The sequence below is a fragment of the Klebsiella planticola genome (assembly GCF_000783935.2).
Classification (GTDB): Bacteria; Pseudomonadota; Gammaproteobacteria; order Enterobacterales; family Enterobacteriaceae; genus Klebsiella; species Klebsiella planticola.
In genome coordinates, this window is sequence record NZ_CP026047.1 from 2,216,054 (window position 1) to 2,233,033 (window position 16,980).

The 16,980-nt window shown below is 56.7% G+C and carries 19 protein-coding genes; 9 read left to right on the forward strand and 10 right to left on the reverse strand.

The annotated features are described in order from the left end of the window. Positions 1 to 226: 226 nt before the first annotated feature. The gene (locus tag MC50_RS10755; protein WP_032689822.1) at positions 227 to 1,519 is read right to left on the reverse strand and encodes an MFS transporter; all 1,293 of its coding nucleotides are present in this window, start codon (positions 1,517 to 1,519) and stop codon (positions 227 to 229) included. A gap of 196 nt (positions 1,520 to 1,715) precedes the next feature. On the opposite strand from MC50_RS10755, the gene MC50_RS10760 reads away from it, so the two are divergent. Further along, on the forward strand, positions 1,716 to 3,353 hold the full coding sequence (locus MC50_RS10760) for an isovaleryl-CoA dehydrogenase (RefSeq protein WP_032689821.1): 1,638 nt from the start codon (positions 1,716 to 1,718) through the stop codon (positions 3,351 to 3,353). Here the strand turns inward: MC50_RS10760 and yjfN are convergent. Next, entirely contained in the window at positions 3,344 to 3,619 is a 276-nt protein-coding gene (gene yjfN / locus MC50_RS10765) for a DUF1471 family protease activator YjfN (RefSeq protein ID WP_047663823.1), read from the reverse strand. The two genes, MC50_RS10760 and yjfN, sit on opposite strands and share 10 nt — an antisense overlap. A 138-nt stretch (positions 3,620 to 3,757) precedes the next feature. Beyond that, a complete protein-coding gene (gene bsmA, locus MC50_RS10770) occupies positions 3,758 to 4,066 on the reverse strand; it encodes a biofilm peroxide resistance protein BsmA (RefSeq protein WP_032689819.1) in 309 nt (102 codons plus the stop codon). Positions 4,067 to 4,275: 209 nt separating this feature from the next. Here bsmA and yjfP point away from each other — a divergent pair, with 209 nt between their 5' ends. Further along, a complete protein-coding gene (gene yjfP / locus MC50_RS10775) occupies positions 4,276 to 4,992 on the forward strand; it encodes an esterase (protein WP_047663826.1) in 717 nt (238 codons plus the stop codon). Between the two features lie 69 nt (positions 4,993 to 5,061). Here the strand turns inward: yjfP and MC50_RS10780 are convergent, their stop codons facing one another. Further along, complete coding sequence (locus MC50_RS10780; RefSeq protein ID WP_004857116.1) at positions 5,062 to 5,337, reverse strand: YdgH/BhsA/McbA family protein; 276 nt, start codon at positions 5,335 to 5,337, stop codon at positions 5,062 to 5,064. A 348-nt stretch (positions 5,338 to 5,685) separates the two neighbouring features. On the opposite strand from MC50_RS10780, the gene rpsF reads away from it, so the two are divergent. Genes rpsF through rplI form a run of 4 tightly spaced genes read left to right on the forward strand, consistent with a single transcriptional unit; the run spans position 5,686 to position 7,124 of the window. Beyond that, a complete protein-coding gene (gene rpsF, locus MC50_RS10785) occupies positions 5,686 to 6,081 on the forward strand; it encodes a 30S ribosomal protein S6 (RefSeq protein WP_004098001.1) in 396 nt (131 codons plus the stop codon). A 5-nt stretch (positions 6,082 to 6,086) separates the two neighbouring features. Further along, positions 6,087 to 6,401 carry a primosomal replication protein N gene (gene priB, locus MC50_RS10790; protein ID WP_004857121.1) on the forward strand — a complete coding sequence of 105 codons (315 nt, stop codon included), beginning with the start codon at positions 6,087 to 6,089 and terminating at the stop codon, positions 6,399 to 6,401. Positions 6,402 to 6,405: 4 nt separating this feature from the next. Next, positions 6,406 to 6,633: a 30S ribosomal protein S18 gene (rpsR, locus tag MC50_RS10795; protein WP_000135199.1), complete on the forward strand. Its 228-nt coding sequence runs from the start codon at positions 6,406 to 6,408 to the stop codon at positions 6,631 to 6,633. A gap of 41 nt (positions 6,634 to 6,674) precedes the next feature. After that, positions 6,675 to 7,124 carry a 50S ribosomal protein L9 gene (gene rplI, locus MC50_RS10800; RefSeq protein ID WP_004857125.1) on the forward strand — a complete coding sequence of 150 codons (450 nt, stop codon included), beginning with the start codon at positions 6,675 to 6,677 and terminating at the stop codon, positions 7,122 to 7,124. A 254-nt stretch (positions 7,125 to 7,378) separates the two neighbouring features. On the opposite strand, the gene MC50_RS10805 is transcribed toward rplI, so the two are convergent. Further along, entirely contained in the window at positions 7,379 to 8,041 is a 663-nt protein-coding gene (locus MC50_RS10805) for a LysM-like peptidoglycan-binding domain-containing protein (RefSeq protein WP_004857130.1), read from the reverse strand. Positions 8,042 to 8,397: 356 nt separating this feature from the next. Between MC50_RS10805 and fklB the strand changes: the two genes are divergently transcribed. Then, complete coding sequence (fklB, locus tag MC50_RS10815) at positions 8,398 to 9,018, forward strand: FKBP-type peptidyl-prolyl cis-trans isomerase (protein ID WP_015585317.1); 621 nt, start codon at positions 8,398 to 8,400, stop codon at positions 9,016 to 9,018. A 306-nt stretch (positions 9,019 to 9,324) separates the two neighbouring features. Beyond that, positions 9,325 to 10,728 (forward strand): D-serine/D-alanine/glycine transporter, encoded by a 1,404-nt coding sequence (cycA, locus tag MC50_RS10820; RefSeq protein ID WP_004857136.1) that lies wholly within the window; start codon positions 9,325 to 9,327, stop codon positions 10,726 to 10,728. A 135-nt stretch (positions 10,729 to 10,863) separates the two neighbouring features. On the opposite strand, the gene ytfE is transcribed toward cycA, so the two are convergent. From ytfE to MC50_RS10840, 4 genes are all read right to left on the reverse strand, one after another. Then, positions 10,864 to 11,526, reverse strand: coding sequence for an iron-sulfur cluster repair protein YtfE (ytfE, locus tag MC50_RS10825; RefSeq protein WP_032689816.1), 663 nt, complete (start codon positions 11,524 to 11,526; stop codon positions 10,864 to 10,866). A gap of 82 nt (positions 11,527 to 11,608) precedes the next feature. Next, on the reverse strand, positions 11,609 to 12,583 hold the full coding sequence (locus tag MC50_RS10830; protein ID WP_032689815.1) for a DMT family transporter: 975 nt from the start codon (positions 12,581 to 12,583) through the stop codon (positions 11,609 to 11,611). A 75-nt stretch (positions 12,584 to 12,658) separates the two neighbouring features. Next, positions 12,659 to 13,483, reverse strand: coding sequence for an AraC family transcriptional regulator (locus tag MC50_RS10835; RefSeq protein ID WP_047663827.1), 825 nt, complete (start codon positions 13,481 to 13,483; stop codon positions 12,659 to 12,661). Positions 13,484 to 13,563: 80 nt separating this feature from the next. After that, positions 13,564 to 14,412, reverse strand: a complete 849-nt coding sequence (locus MC50_RS10840) for an SDR family oxidoreductase (RefSeq protein WP_032698318.1) — start codon at positions 14,410 to 14,412, stop codon at positions 13,564 to 13,566. Positions 14,413 to 14,496: 84 nt separating this feature from the next. Here MC50_RS10840 and MC50_RS10845 point away from each other — a divergent pair, with 84 nt between their 5' ends. Beyond that, positions 14,497 to 14,883 carry a winged helix-turn-helix transcriptional regulator gene (locus MC50_RS10845; protein ID WP_032697165.1) on the forward strand — a complete coding sequence of 129 codons (387 nt, stop codon included), beginning with the start codon at positions 14,497 to 14,499 and terminating at the stop codon, positions 14,881 to 14,883. Between the two features lie 109 nt (positions 14,884 to 14,992). Here MC50_RS10845 and MC50_RS10850 read toward each other — a convergent pair whose 3' ends face one another. Continuing rightward, the gene (locus tag MC50_RS10850) at positions 14,993 to 16,936 is read right to left on the reverse strand and encodes a bifunctional 2',3'-cyclic-nucleotide 2'-phosphodiesterase/3'-nucleotidase (RefSeq protein WP_047663829.1); all 1,944 of its coding nucleotides are present in this window, start codon (positions 16,934 to 16,936) and stop codon (positions 14,993 to 14,995) included. Positions 16,937 to 16,980 lie beyond the last annotated feature (44 nt).

Here is a 16,980-nt window from a genome sequence, read left to right on the forward strand (position 1 = left end):
CTACCGAACCGTAGGCCCGGCTGCGCCTTACCCGGCCTACCGAAGCGTAGGCCCGGCTGCGCCTTACCCGTTCTACCGAACCGTAGGCCCGGCTGTGCTTTTCCCGGTCTACCGAACCGTAGGCCCGGCTGTGCCTTACCCATTCTACCGAAGCGTAGGCCCGGCTGTGCCTTGCCCGTTCTACCGAACCGTAGGCCCGGCAAGCTTGCGCCGCCGGGCAATTTTGTCACTCATCCAGCGACCGCAGATGGTCGTTTTTCTTCAGCGTCATCAGCGCGAAAATACTCACCACCGCCGTTGCCATCACGTAATAAGCCGGAATATCGAGGTTCCCCGTCTGCTTAATCAGACCGGTGATGATCAGCCCTGCACATCCCGAGAAAATCGCGTTCGACAGTGAATACGCCAGCCCAAGCCCGGTGTAACGTACTTTGGTCGGGAACATCTCTGACAGCATCGCGGGTCCTGGGCCCGCCAGCATGCCGACTAATCCCCCGGCTACCAACACGACCAGTGCTTTTACCAGCAGCGTGCTGGATTCCGCCTGCAGAATTTTCAGCAGCGGGAGCGCCAGAATGAGCAGCAGCACGGCGGCAATCACCATCACGTTGCGGCGTCCCCATTTATCGCTGAGTATCCCGGCGGGCAGAATGGTGATGGCGAAGCCGATATTGGAGATTACCGCAATCAACAGCGCCTGATTAAACCCGGTATGCAGCGAGGATTGCAGATAGGCGGGCATGATAACCAGGTAGGTATACCCGGCGGCGGACCAGACCATCAGGCGGCCAATGCCGGTCATAATGGCTTTTAGCGTATGGCTGAGGTTTGCGCTGGCCTGCGGTTGTTGCTGCTTCTGCTGGCGCAGGAACCCCGGCGTCTCTTCCATCTTCACCCGTAGCCAGAGCGCCACGCCCCCCATCGGTATGGCGAGGAAGAAGGGGAGGCGCCAGCCCCAGGCGTACAGCTCCTCCGGGCTCAGAACGGCTGAAATCAGAGCCACAATGCCCGCTCCTGCCAGCAGCCCTAATGCCACGGTAAAGGATTGCCAGGCGCCATACAGCCCGCGTTTTCCGCGTGGGGCGAACTCGGTCATCAGCGATACCGCGCCGCCATATTCACCGCCGGCAAACAGGCCCTGAAGAATGCGCAGTCCCGTCAGAATCAGCGGCGCGGCAATGCCGATACTGGCATAAACCGGCACCAGACCAATGGCCGTCGTCGCCAGAGTCATCATCACCAGCACGATAATCAGCGTGGGTTTACGGCCAATACGATCGCCGATCCGACCAAAAATAATGGCGCCTAACGGGCGGAAGAAGAAAGCGATAGCGAACGAAGCGTAGGTCAGGATCAGGCCGGTCAGCGGCGCTTCCCCTGCAAGCTGAAAGAAGTTGCGGGCGATAACCGTCGCCAGAAAGCCATATACCGCGAATTCGTACCATTCAATAAAGTTGCCGATAGAGCCGGCGATCAGCGCGCGCTTATGCGCACCCATTGTCGTTGTTACGGTCTGCATAAATCATCCTGACATGAGCAAAAAAGTCACAATTGAATAAACTATTCCATACATTTTCTATTATGAAATTTAAAATTCCTGTGGCTGTGATGGGGTTCACGAAGGGGCAGATGGTTTATTTGTGACCGGACTCGCGGGCGATGTCCGGCGAGGGTAGCCATACTGAATAATCATGCCAATGACGCAAGGAGACAGTATGGCCTGGCAAACGCATACCGTGTTCAATCAGCCTGCGCCGCTGATGAACAGCAATTTATTTCTGTCGGATAGTGCGCTACGTGAAGCCGTAACGCGCGAAGGGGCTGGATGGGACAGTGATTTACTGGCCAGTATCGGCCAGCAGCTGGGGGCGGCGGAGTCGCTGGAGCTCGGGAGACTGGCGAACAGTAATCCGCCGGAGCTGCTGCGCTACGATGCGACCGGTACCCGGCTTGATGATGTCCGGTTTCACCCTGCCTGGCACTTGTTGATGCAGGGGCTGTGTGCAAACCGGGTGCATAACCTTGCCTGGCAGGAGGATGCCCGCGCAGGCGCCTTTGTCGCGCGCGCCGCCCGCTTTATGCTGCATGCGCAGGTGGAAGCGGGGACGCTGTGTCCGATAACCATGACTTTTGCGGCTACGCCACTGTTACAGCAGGCGCTACCCAAACCTTTTAGCGACTGGCTGTCCCCTTTACTGAGCGACCGCTACGATCCGCATCTGGCGCCGGGCGCTCAGAAACGTGGTGTCTTAATTGGTATGGGGATGACGGAAAAGCAGGGGGGATCTGATGTACTGATCAATACCACCCGGGCGGAAAAAACCGCCGAAGGCTTTTATCATCTGGTCGGTCATAAATGGTTTTTCTCGGTTCCGCAAAGCGATGCGCATCTGGTTCTCGCTCAGGCGCCGGAGGGGCTCTCCTGCTTTTTCGTACCCCGTTTGCTTCCCGACGGTCAGCGCAATGCGCTGCATCTGGAGCGGCTGAAAGATAAGCTCGGCAACCGCTCGAATGCCAGCAGCGAAGTCGAGTTCTTTGAAGCCTGCGGCTGGCTGGTGGGCGAAGAGGGCGATGGCGTTCGGCAAATCCTCAAAATGGGCGGGCTCACCCGTTTCGACTGTGCGCTCGGCAGCCACGCATTAATGCGTCGGGCCTATTCGGTGGCGCTCTATCATGCGCTGCAGCGCCAGGCATTCGGTAAGAATCTGGTTGATCAGCCGATGATGCGGCAGGTGCTGGGCCAGATGGCGCTGCGCCTTGAGGGGCAGACCGCCTTTCTATTCCGTCTGGCGCGGGCGTGGGATAGCCGTGATGACGCCAGAGAGGTACTCTGGGCCCGCTTATTTACGCCGGCGGCGAAGTTTGCGATCTGCAAATCCGGGATCCCATTTGTCGCTGAGGCGATGGAGGTGCTGGGCGGGATTGGCTACTGTGAAGAGAGCGAGTTGCCGCGCCTGTATCGTGAGATGCCGGTCAATAGCATCTGGGAAGGCTCAGGCAATATCATGTGCCTGGACGTGATGCGAGTACTGGGTAAACATCCGGCGGCGCTGGAGCTGCTGGCCGCGGAGTGCGCAGAGGTGAAAGGGCAAAACCGCCATTTCGACCGTACGTGGCGGCAGTTGCAACAGCTGCTACGGCGGCCTGCGGAAGAGCAGGGCAGAGAGATAGCCCGCCGGGTTTATATGCTCGGCGTCGGTGCGCAGATGCTACGTTACGCCTCGCCGCCGCTGGCGGAGGCCTGGTGTCGCATGATGCTCGACACGCGCGGCGGTATGCGGCTGGATGAGCCGACGCTGGAGGATTTACTGCTACGTGCGATGGGGCGTGGACGTCAGGCGCCTCAGGCGTAAAGAATGGCCTGGACTCGCCAGTTATCCGGCTGCTGATCCTCGTACATCTGGACGATGCGATACCACGATGCGCCTTGTTCATCGGCCTTTACGGCGATGGCATGCTCAACGTCCTGCTGGCTGCCGGCAATATTATTGACCGAGATCAGGCCAATTTCATTGAGGCCGGTGACGCAGTCCGCGCTGGCGAATTCCGCTGACTGTGCGGAGGTGTTTGCTGTTGCTGTGGTCAGCAGCAGCGCAGGTAGGGTAAAAGATCGTTTCATCGTCAGCTCCATTTCACGTAGTCCCGAGGGCAGTCCGTTGCTAACGTCCTGCCAGGTTGGCTGGCCGAACGTTATTATGCACAGGAGAACGTGAATGGACGCAAAGCAGTGTAAAGCTGGCTAAAAGACGGTGTACCGCTATTTACGGTACAGAATCGCTTGCGAATACCACTGGCCGGGAACCATGGTGTCATCAATCATGATGATGACGTAGTAATCCGCTTTAGCCGTTTCTGCTTTCGTTTTCAACGCCGCTTCGACATCCATCGGCGAACCGTACATCAACACGCTCACCGTCCCCATTTTCTGTAGCCCTGTCGTCTGGTTACGGTGAATCTCTTGCGGATGGTCGGTTGCGGGTGGCGGGGCTTCTGGCGTCCCCTGCAGGGCACTACAACCGCTCAGTGCGATAGCCAGAAACCACGGTGTTAACCTGCGCATAACCATATCTCGTTTCCTGATAGTCATAGTGTAGTGGTAGCCTGAATGTCATTTCCGGGGAATGTTCCCGAAGTGTTATCTCTGACGCGATTTTCGAATGAAAATATCGTGAAAGCGTAACCGAGTTCTCAACATTATGAATCATGGCGAACCTGGTTTCTTGCTGAATATATCAGCCCATGACACACCGCGACCTGAGTGAAAGGAGATGGTCAATGATTGCTCTCGAAATACGTCGTCTGGCGGGAGGCGAAGTGCTACATGCCTGCCCGCAATATGCGCTGGATAAGCCGTTGCCCTGTATCATCTTTTATCACGGTTTTACCTCGTCGAAGCTGGTGTACAGCTACTTCGCCGTGGCGCTGGCGAAAGCCGGGTTTCGGGTCATTATGCCCGATGCACCGGAACATGGTGCACGTTACGAGGGCGATGAACGCGGGCGGATGCAGCGCTTCTGGCCGATTTTACTGCAAAATTTTGCCGAATTTCCGGCCTTGCGCGAGGCGGTTATCGGGCTGGGGTGGGTTGAAGGGGAGAGGCTGGCGGTCGCCGGGGCATCGATGGGCGGCATGACGGCGTTGGGGATAATGACCCATCATCCGGATATAAAAAGCGTCGCCTGCCTGATGGGCTCCGGTTATTTTACGCAGCTGTCACAGCATCTGTTTCCTTCGCCCGCCGTCAGTGCCGAACAGCTGGCGGAATGGGACGTCTCCCGTCAGCTCGACACCCTGGCTAACCGACCGCTATTGCTCTGGCACGGTGATGAAGACGATGTGGTTCCGCCCGATGGCACGTTCCGGCTTCAGCAGGCGCTGCAGCAAAACAATCTGGACGCTCACCTGACGTGCGTCTGGCAAAAAGGGGTTCGCCACCGGATAACGCCGGAGGCGTTAGCGGCGACGGTGGCGTTCTTCCAGCAGAATCTTTAAGCGCGAGGTTGACGCCGGCCCTAAGGCAGGGGGAGCGCCTCCGCTCGGGAGGCGCAGGGAAACCTGGGATTAGCGATAAATGGCTGCGCTGGCATGAATCACGCCGTTGCTTTCCGGTTCGTGAATCAGGATCGGCTGAAAATATTTTGCGCCTTGCGCATCGCTCAGCTGATTAAGTGCCCGATCGGCCTCTTGCTCAGTCGCCATATTATGGTTGATATAGATAACGCCCAGGCTCTGCACATCGTCCATGTTGCGTGCCTGGCGCCCATCGATCTTGATGGCTGCGAGCGCGTTGGCGCTCAGTAAAAGCGCAGCCATAGCGGCAATGATGATGTATTTCATACTCTACGCTCCTGACGTTCTGTCGACCATGCTGGCGTTAAATCCGGGATCCTCCTGGGTTAGCGATAGCTCTGATATAAGTGTAATCTCTGGCTACCGCGGGTATCGCGACCATTTCTGATGTAGTTGTTCAAAAAAGTGTCGCTGGTGCCGTTGATTAATTTTAAATCACTGACTTAGCGCGGCTTAGCGGTTAGTGCGAATTATTTGCGCAATTCGCTTGTCTTCCCAGGGCTGCGAAAGTAGAATGACGCGTCAATTTTTCGGCCGCCCTTTAACACGTTCCTTGCCTCCATGGGCCGCGGCTGACCCAGACAGGAGGCTGAATAATCCGTAAGGAGCAATTCGATGCGTCATTACGAAATCGTTTTTATGGTCCATCCTGACCAGAGCGAACAGGTTCCGGGTATGATCGAACGTTACACTGGTGCAATCACTGCAGCAGAAGGTACGATCCACCGTCTGGAAGACTGGGGCCGCCGTCAGCTGGCTTACCCGATCAACAAACTGCACAAAGCTCACTACGTTCTGCTGAACGTTGAAGCTCCGCAGGAAGCGATCGATGAGCTGGAAACTAACTTCCGCTTCAACGACGCCGTTATCCGCAGCATGGTAATGCGTACTAAGCACGCTGTTACCGAAGCATCTCCGATGGTTAAAGCGAAAGACGAGCGCCGTGAGCGTCGCGAAGATTTCGCAAACGAAACCGCAGATGATTCTGAAGCTGGGGATTCTGAAGAGTAATCCTGATGACCAATCGTCTGGAGTTGTCCGGCATTGTTTGCAGGACGCCACTTCGTAAGGTCAGCCCGTCAGGAATTCCACACTGCCAGTTCGTGCTTGAGCATCGTTCAGTGCAGGAGGAAGCCGGTTTTCACCGGCAGGCATGGTGTCAAATGCCCGTGATTATTAGCGGACACGAGAACCAGGCCATTACTCACAGTATAACGGTCGGTAGCGCAGTGACCGTTCAGGGGTTCATCTCTTGCCACAAGGCAAAGAACGGCCTGAGCAAAATGGTTCTGCATGCCGAGCAGATTGAATTGATAGATTCTGGAGACTAGCCAAATGGCACGTTATTTCCGTCGTCGCAAGTTCTGCCGTTTCACCGCGGAAGGCGTTCAAGAGATCGACTATAAAGATATCGCAACGCTGAAAAACTACATCACCGAAAGCGGTAAGATTGTCCCAAGCCGTATCACCGGTACCCGTGCAAAATATCAGCGTCAGCTGGCTCGCGCTATCAAACGCGCACGCTACCTGTCCCTGCTGCCGTACACTGATCGTCATCAGTAATCGGTCACGGTCCATTAATACGACTTTGAGAGGATAAGGTAATGCAAGTTATTCTGCTTGATAAAGTAGCAAACCTCGGTAGCCTGGGTGATCAGGTTAACGTTAAAGCGGGCTATGCTCGTAACTTCCTGGTACCACAGGGCAAAGCTGTTCCTGCTACCAAGAAAAACGTTGAATTCTTCGAAGCGCGCCGCGCTGAACTGGAAGCCAAACTGGCTGACGTTCTGGCCGCTGCTAACGCACGTGCTGAAGCAATCAACGCACTGGGCACCGTTACCATCGCGTCTAAATCTGGCGACGAAGGTAAACTGTTCGGTTCCATCGGTACCCGCGACATCGCTGACGCTGTAACTGCAGCTGGCGTTGCCGTTGCTAAGAGCGAAGTTCGTCTGCCGAACGGCGTTCTGCGCACCACCGGTGAGCACGAAGTGGACTTCCAGGTTCACAGCGAAGTCTTCGCGAAACTGGTTGTTAACGTTGTAGCTGAGTAATTTTTTACTCAGTTCGCGTCGAGACGCCGGCCTTGTGCCGGCGTTTTGCTTTTCTGCATTCCCCTTCTGTTGTTCTCTTCTGACACAATTGCAATATCAGGCCGTCAATGACCCATCCTTTGATCGGGAGGCGTTGATATGAGCGGACGCGACGCGGTACCAAATGAAGCGGGAAGAAGGAGACGGGAGTGAGAGGGCGCTTTTGCGCAGGCCGGGCATGATACCCGGCATGACCAGTGGATTCCTGGCGGCGATTAGCGCGCGCGAATAAAACTGCCGTTCGCCTGACGGGTGAACAGCACCTGCTGTCCGCCGCCGGTATCAATTGTCAGGCCGGTCACGACGCCATTCGCATTCTGACGAATTTGCACCGTCTGCCCGGTTTGCAGCGAACTGAGCGGTTTGCCCGGACCTTCTACCTGCGCCATCGCATAGACGTCGGTTGGCGGCAGATTATGATCGCGGAACAGCTGGGCCAGGGTTTTACCCGCTTCTATGCGGTAGGTACGCCACTGCTGCTCAATCCCCGGGGCCGACTGCTGCTGTTGCTGCTGCGGCTGAGAGTAGGCCTGGCTCTGTCCCTGATCCACCGGTTCGTCCTGAACCGGCTCCGGCGCCACCGGCGCCATCTGATCGGCGTCATTCACCGTCGGCGTAGTGGTAATCGGCGGCAGCGGCATGGCCTGTTGGGAAGATTGTGGCTGGGACTGCGATTGCAGGTCGATATTGGCTTCGCGGCCACTTTGTACCGGGCTGCTGCTCTCCTCTGACGGGAGCAGTATGCCGATAATCACCAGCAATGCGCCGGCAATGATGCCTCGGCGGTGCATGGGCGGCAGCGGATCCATAATGCGAATATGATCCGGGGCGTGCCAGATCTTCGCCAGGGTAGGTGTGATGTCAAAGCGCCCGGGCATGGCTTTCCTCCTGCTCCGCATATTTTTATCCTGCTCTCCGTAGAGTATAGATGGCTAACTTCCTGATGGCCGAGACAAAGATATGTTTCGTGAGGTTAACCTGATATCTCCTATTGTTTCTGTTTCCCTCAGATTTGTCATCATCTCCGCGACAAAGTTTTACCCATCGGACGATGGCTGATATGCTGCCCACCACTTTACGCTCGTCGTCTTTCGAGTTGCTGATGCGCTGGCTGCGCCTGCCTGCACTGGCCACACTGTGGCCTGTCCTGCCGGTGAATCATCTGCATGCCGCCTTTTTGCTATCTGGAATCCGTCGAGTATGAAATTTTCCCCCCGAAAAATAAGGAAAGAAGATGGCAACCCCGACTTTTGACACTATTGAAGCGCAGGCAAGTTACGGTATCGGCTTGCAGGTTGGACAACAGCTGAGCGAATCCGGCCTGCAGGGGCTGCTGCCTGAAGCACTGGTTGCCGGCATTGCCGATGCGCTGGAAGGCAATCAGCCGCAGGTGCCGGTGGAAGCCGTTCACCGCGCGCTGCGTGAAATCCACGAACGTGCTGACGCGGTACGTCGCGAACGTTTCCAGGAGATGGCGGCCGATGGCCAGAAATACCTGGATGAAAACCGCGAGCGTGAAGGCGTGAACAGCACCGAATCCGGTCTGCAGTTCCGCGTTCTGACCCAGGGTGAAGGCGCGATCCCGGCGCGTACCGACCGCGTCCGCGTGCATTACACCGGTAAACTGATCGACGGTACCGTATTTGACAGCTCCGTGGCTCGCGGTGAACCGGCTGAGTTCCCGGTGACCGGCGTGATCGGCGGCTGGATTGAAGCGCTGACCCTGATGCCGGTGGGTTCCAAATGGGAACTGACTATTCCGCACAACCTGGCCTATGGTGAGCGCGGCGCAGGTGCTTCTATTCCTCCGTTCAGCACCCTGATCTTTGAAGTTGAACTGCTGGATATTATCTAATCAGCAGGTGCTTCCTCTCCCTTCAGGGGGAGGGAGCGACTAAAAATAGCGCAAAATACTTAAGTTAGGAGTTTGCTGGAATTTTATGTTGCGCTCAGCCTTTTTAGGTGTATTTTTGTGAGCTGTTTCGCGCTGCAGGAGTGATATAACACTCACTTTAAACATAAAATTAACATTATATCTAAATCATAGTATTCATCCCTCCGATTCTTACCTAATATCGATAAACCCTTTTTCAGGGTAATGACAAATGACGGGCCATCAGAGCCTGAACAACACAGACAGGTACAACAGGAAGAAAATCACATGGTAGATCAGGTTAAAGTCGCTGCCGAAGAGCAGGCTCCGACTGAACAATCGCTACGGCGAAATCTCACGAATCGACATATTCAGCTTATTGCTATTGGTGGCGCCATCGGGACGGGGCTGTTTATGGGGTCCGGCAAAACCATCAGCCTCGCCGGGCCATCCATTATTTTTGTTTATATGATCATCGGCTTTATGCTGTTTTTCGTGATGCGCGCGATGGGCGAATTACTGCTGTCGAATCTGGAATATAAATCGTTCAGTGATTTTGCCGCCGACCTTCTGGGGCCGTGGGCAGGCTATTTTACCGGCTGGACCTACTGGTTCTGCTGGGTGGTGACCGGGATGGCCGACGTGGTGGCGATTACCGCCTACGCCCAGTTCTGGTTCCCTGGACTTTCCGACTGGGTCGCTTCGCTGGCGGTTATCCTGCTGCTGCTGAGCCTGAACCTTGCCACCGTGAAAATGTTCGGTGAGATGGAGTTCTGGTTCGCGATGATCAAAATCGTCGCCATTGTGGCGCTGATTGTTGTCGGCCTGGTGATGGTGATGATGCATTTCAAATCGCCGACCGGCGTGGAGGCTTCTTTTGCCCATCTGTGGAATGACGGCGGCTGGTTCCCGAAAGGGATCAGCGGATTCTTTGCCGGCTTCCAGATCGCGGTCTTCGCATTCGTCGGTATTGAGCTGGTAGGGACCACTGCGGCAGAAACCAAAGATCCGGAAAAATCCCTGCCGCGCGCGATTAACTCCATCCCGCTGCGTATTATTATGTTCTACGTCTTCGCACTGATCGTGATTATGTCGGTGACGCCGTGGAGCTCCGTGGTGCCGACCAAGAGCCCGTTCGTCGAACTGTTTGTCCTGGTGGGCCTGCCGGCGGCGGCCAGCCTGATTAACTTTGTGGTGCTGACTTCGGCCGCCTCTTCGGCTAACAGCGGTGTGTTCTCAACCAGCCGTATGCTGTTCGGTCTGGCGCAGGATGGTCAGGCGCCGTCGATGTTCGCCAAGCTGTCGAAACGTGCGGTACCGGCGAAAGGGCTGACCTTCTCCTGCATGTGCCTGCTGGGCGGCGTGGTGATGCTGATGGTGAACCCGAGCGTGATTGCCGCCTTCACCATGATTACCACGGTATCTGCGATCCTGTTTATGTTCGTCTGGACCATTATTCTGTGCTCATACCTGGTCTACCGCAAAAAGCGTCCGCATCTGCATGAGCAGTCCAAATATAAGATGCCGCTGGGTAAACTGATGTGCTGGGTCTGTATGGCGTTCTTCGTCTTCGTGCTGGTGCTGTTGACGCTGGAAGCCGACACGCGTGAAGCGCTGATCGTCACCCCGCTGTGGTTCGTTCTGCTGGCGGCGGGTTGGTTCTTCGCCGGTAAGAAACGTCTGGCGAAATAAAAAAATCTTCGGGAGAGATTTTTAACGTTGCTTGCAACGGCCCGAAGGGGGACGGACAGGACGTCCGTCATAAAAAAAGGCCACCGGGGTGGCCAATAAGACTGACAATGTCGAGGGCGCCTGCGGGCGCCTTTTTTATTTTCCGGCGAGGGCACGCGGAAACAGAACGTTGTTCTCCAGGCTGATATGTTCCATCAGATCGTCGATCAGTTGGTTAATGCCGTTGTACATCGCTTTCCACGTGGTGCAGGCTTCCGGCGGCGGGGTGACATTGTTGGTGACGTGCTTAATCACTTCCAGCAGCTCGCCCGCTTCGTCGTGTTCGCTTTCCATGACGCTGATGGGACCCGCGGCCTGAGTCCCCATGCCCTGTTTGATCATCGGGAACAGGATCTGCTCCTCTTTCATCATGTGGCTGGAGAGCTCCTGGTGCAGCATGGTCAGGTATTTGGCTAAGCCGTTCGGCACGTTGGGCTTATCGGCATGCACCCGTTCAACTTTGCTGGCCTGCAGGATAAGCTCCGGCAGCTGTTCGCGATGGCGATCGTGGTAGCGAGCGATGATATGGTCGATGATTTCGGCATAGGGTGCGGTACGCCAGTCTTTCTCTACCGGCTCTTCCGCCAGTCTGGCCAGCTCGGCTTCGATCGCCGCGACGTCCAGCTCCTTACGCGCTGCGGCGCGTTCCAGCGTCTGTTTGCCGCCGCAGCAGTAGTCCATATCGTATTTACGGAACAGCGCGGAGGCGCGCGGAATCGTCAGCGCCAGCTCGCCTAAAGGTTGGTCACGAAAAGCCATAGCGAATACCTCGTCTTTAAAAATATAAGATGCATATTAAATGCATCTTATTGGCAAGGAAATACCCCTTTCGGATACCAGGCTATTTTTTATTCTCGCAGACCCGCGCCACAACCACCGGTTTTTGTGGTCGCGAACAGACCGCGTAGACCACGCCAACAACCAGTAGCAGGATGCCGCTGAGCGTCAGCAGCGGCGGCATGCTTTGTCGTAACAGGAAGGTATACAGCAGGCCCGCCAGCGTTTCGAAGACGATGAGCGGCCCGAGAATGACCGTTGGCAGCTTCTGGCTGGCGATATTCCAGCACAATGCGCCGACCCAGGAGCAGAGGACCGCGATGGCCAGCATCAGCGTCACGAAGATAAGGGGACGTGGGCCAAAGGGCAGCGGGAAGTCGACCTGCTGGGCATGCAGCCATCCGCAGGCAATCAGATAACCGGCCAGCGAGACCGGTAGCGTCACCAGCGCCTGCGCCGTCGCCCACATCATCGGATGCTTATCCGGGTTTTCCCGCAGCCAGCGTGCATTGCGCAACGCGTACCAGGCCCAGCAGGCCACCGATATCAGCGCCAGACCAATACCGGAACCGTAGCGCCAGATACTGAAATTGGGCAGTCCCTGGCGCAGTTCGGCAATATTGACGCACACCAGGCCGACAGCGATACAGGAGAGCGCCGGAAAGAGACGTCGCCACGGTAGCTTACCGTCGCGCTGGCTGTAGAGCAGGTTAGCCATCACCGGCAGCACCACCGGCAGGGTGCCGATAATCATCGTCGATACCGGCGCACCGGTGCGCTGAATGGCGCTGGCGAGACAAACGTAATAGATCAGATTGCCCATCATGGTCAGCCCCAGCGCCGTCCACCAGTCTCGTCCGGAAAGCTGTCGCAGTCGCGCGCGACCGAGCCATGCCAGCGGCAGGGCAATCAGCCCCAGCGCCAGATAGCGTCCCATGGATTGCAGCACCGCCGGGTATTCCGGTACCAGCACCGGGCCGACGAATATTAACCCCCACATCATCCCCGCCAGCAGGGCATACAACACACCACTAATCATCACGCCATCCGTACCGATTTCAGTTGGCTAAAGTGTAGAAGAGGCCGCGTCGGGAATATTGTATGAGATTGCGCATTAGCGCCGGGCGACCTGCTTTTGATAGCGCACCGGGGTGATGCCGTAGCGGCGGGTAAAGGCGCGGGTCAGGTGTGACTGATCGGTCAGACCGGTGGCGGCGGCCACTTCGGCAGCGGGCATGCCGTGGGTGAGGAAGGCTTTGGCGCGCCACAGGCGAATGGCCATCAGCATCTGATGGGGCGTGACGTGGAAATGCGCCTTAAACTGGCGCTGAAAGTGGTACGGGCTCAGGGCGGCAACCTGCGCCAGCTCATCAAGGGAAACGGCGTGCATATAGTTGTCATGCAGATAATCGCGTACGCGCTCGAAACGGTGGGCGGCTTCCGCGATAACCGGGGCGTGATGGGCCAGCGGGCGGAAGGTATCGATCACGTCGAGCAACAGACCCTGCTGAGCCAGCGGATCGTCGGTATGCCATAAGCCATAAATAAGCTGACAGAGCCGCTGCGAGCGCTGCGGATCCTGACGAACCACCTCACTGAACCACCAGTGGCGCACGCCGGTGACCTCTTCCAGCATCTGCGGCTCCAGATAGACCATACGGTAGCGCCAGCCGTCGGTGGTGGCCGCTTCTCCGGTGTGCAGTTCGTCAGGGTTCATGGTAATGATGGAGTTAACCGGCGCGACATGCTGGCTGCCGCGATAGCGAAAACGCTCGGCGCCGAGCTCTATCGCACCGATGCCGAAGGCTTCATGGGTATGGGGTTCGAAAGCGTAGCGGGAGATATGGGCATGGTACAGCTCAACGCCGGGCAGCTGCGCCGGATGGCGAAAGCGCGCGCTGTCTCTCTCATCGTTGAACTGTTCCGGTACGCCCTGCATTGCGTTTCTCCCGACGGATATCCTTTTATTATTGGGGATGACCCGCCGGGAAGCTACAAAAATTAACCTTTTTGTAACCGTTACAGAATGCCTTTGATGCTCTCAGCCAGCGGCGTCGTCGGGCGACCAATCAACGCGCTCAGGGTACGGCTGTCGTCAAACAGACCGCCTTTAGACGCGCCGATATCGGAGTCGGCGAGCATATCCGCCAGCCCTGCCGGCAGGCCGACGCTCTTCAGCGCAGCGGCGAAATCGGCTTCGCTCAGGTTCTGATACACCACGTTTTTACCGCTCTGCTTGCTCAGTGCGGCAGCCAGTTCGCTCAGGGTCCAGGCTTCATCGCCGGCCAGCTCGTACACTTTCCCGGCATGTCCCTCTTGCGCGATAACGCGTGCGGCGGCTTCGGCATAATCGGCGCGGGTCGCCGAGGCGATTTTGCCGTCACCGGCAGCACCGATAAACACGCCATGCTCAAGAGCCGGCGGCGCGCTGGCGAGATAGTTCTCGGTGTACCAGCCGTTGCGCAGCAGAGCATAAGGGATACCGGATTCGGCGAGCATTTTCTCGGTTTCAACATGCTCAACGTGCAGGCCAAGCGGGGATTTATCGGCATGCAGCAGGCTGGTGTAAGCGATAAATTTTACCCCGGCGGCTTTGGCGGCATGAATGACGTTACGGTGCTGCGGGGTACGCTGACCGACTTCGCTGGAGGAGATCAGCAGCAGTTTATCCACGCCCTGCAGCGCGGCGGTCAATGCCGCTTCGTCGGTATAATCGGCCTGGCGAACCACAATACCCTGCTGGCTCAGCGCTTCGGCTTTTGCCGGGTTACGCACAATGGCCACAATCTGGCTGGCGGCCGTGGTTTTTAACAGATTTTGTAGGACGAGGTGGCCAAGCTGGCCGGTGGCGCCGGTAATCGCGATCATCAGTATTCTCCTTCGTGTTGCGTGACAGTTGTGATAAGCTAACACCTTAACTAACTTTTAGTAAGTACATACAAAAATGTAAGTATGAAAATGGCGAATCCGACGCTAAGCGAACAGATGCGCGACGGTAATCTGTTTGTGGAAGAGTGCCCGTCACGTGACGTGCTGAAACATGTGACCAGCCGCTGGGGAGTGTTAATCCTGATCGCGCTGCGTACGGGAACCCATCGCTTCAGCGATTTACGCCGCAAGATGGGCGGCGTCAGTGAAAAGATGCTGGCACAGTCGCTGCAGGCGCTGGAGCAGGATGGCTTTATCAACCGGGTTTCGTATCCGGTGGTACCGCCGCACGTAGAGTATAGTCTGACCCCGCTCGGTGAGCAGGTCAGTGAGAAAGTGGCGGCGCTGGCCGACTGGATTGAGCTGAATCTGCCCGTGATTCTGGCAAACCACGAGCAGGACGTTGCCTGACCGGAGAAGCCCGGATCGCGGCGGCAGTCGCTGATCCGGCCTGTCGCCGCGCGTTGTATTCCTGCTTTGTCGCCCCGCTAAGCGCAGCGCGAGCGGGAAGTGCAATTCGTTATTGACTCAAATCCAGCTGGTAAATCGCAAAACCGATATCGTCGGTAGCGACCTGATGCATCGGGTACTGCGCTTTCTCTTTAATAAATGCCGCGGCTTTTGCACCCGGAGAGGTTTCAAAGCGGATATCCAGCGGCGCTGGGCTATGAATCGGGGCCAGCCGCCAGTTGTTGTCGGCGGCCGGGTGGATAGCGCCCGCTTTTTTCGACTCTGCGCCGATCCATGCCGCCAGTACCGAACGGTTCTCGTCCGGGGAGGCAAAAGCAATGTGGCTATCGCCGGTTCCGGCAAATTTACCGCCGTAGGCGCGGTAGTTATTGGTGGCGACGAGGAAGGTGGCTTTGGGGTCAACAGGTTTACCGTTAAAGGTCAGATCCTTAATTCGTTCTGCCTGCGGGTGAATCATCTGACACTCGCCGTCGTAGCGCGCCGGCTGGGTGATGTCAATCTGGTAGTTTACGCCGTCAATCACATCAAAGTTGTAGGTACGGAAACCGTCCCAGTTGATTAACGACTGCGGTTTGCTGCTGCTGGGGTCAATCTGATTAAACTGCCCGGCGGAGCACTCCAGCCACTCTTTCACCTCTTTACCGCTCACCTTCATCACCACCAGGGTATTGGGATAGAGATACAGGTCGGCGGCATTGCGGAAGGTGAGCTGGCCTTTTTCCACCTCAACGAAGCTGGCAGGGTCGTTTTTACAGCCGCCGACTTTAAACGGCGCGGCGGCGGAAAGCACCGGCAGCTTCGCCAGATCCGGGTCGCCCTGGATAAAGTGTTCAACATAGGCCTTCTGCGCCATGTTCACGACCTGCACGGTGGGGTCGTCCTGGACCAGCGCCAGGTAGCTGTACATGTTGTCTGAAGACTGGCCGATGGGCTGGCTGACGAACTCGCGGGTGGCGTCATGATCGGCTTTCAGTACCTGCACCAGCCGCGTATCTTCCGCCGCCAGGGATTTTTTCGCCACGGCGTCATAGACAGGGCGCGCCTCGGCTTTGGCCTGAGCGACCCGCCATTGACCGGCATCGTTATTCAGCACCAGATCGACAACGCCAAGGTGGTCACCCCACATACCGGGCATCACGGCCGGGATGCCGTTCAGGGTGCCTTTGTCGATATCCGCACCCTGAATGCCGGCAAAATCTTTCCCCGGGAACACCGCATGGGCGTGGCCGAACATAATGGCATCCACGCCGGGCACCTGGCTGAGGTAGTACACCGAATTTTCCGCCATCGCGTGGTAAGGATCGGCAGATAGTCCCGAATGTGCGACCACCACCACCACATCTGCGCCTTTTTCACGCATTTCCGGCACATACTGACGCGCGGTTTCAGTGATATCGTTGACGGTCACTTTGCCGCTGAGATTGGCTTTATCCCAGGTCATGATTTGCGGCGGCACAAAACCGATATAGCCGATACGCAGCGTCTGCGTTTTGCCGTCGCGATCCTGCACCGTCGTCTCTTTAATCAGATACGGCGTAAACATCGGTTTACCGGTTTTGGTATCGATAATATTGGCGTTTACGTAGGGAAATTTCGCCCCGGCGAGCGCCTTGTGCAGGAACTCAAGGCCGTAGTTGAACTCGTGATTGCCGAGGTTACCTACCGCGTAATCCAGCGTATTCATCGCCTTATACACCGGGTGGACATCACCGCTGTTGAGCCCTTTGGCAGCCATATAGTCACCCAGCGGACTTCCCTGAATGACATCGCCGTTATCGACCAGCACGCTGTTTTTGACTTCCTGGCGAGCTTTTTCAATCAGCGTAGCGGTGCGCACGAGGCCAAATTTTTCCGTTGCGGCGTCTTTGTAGTAGTCGAAATCCATCATATTGCTGTGCAAATCGGTGGTTTCCATAATTCGCAAATCGACCGTCGCGGCGTTCACGCTGGCGGCAATCAGCGTGGCCAGTAACGTTGCGCTAAACTTAATCATCAGAGGCGTCCTTTTTATGAGCAATGACACAGAAGAAAATGTAT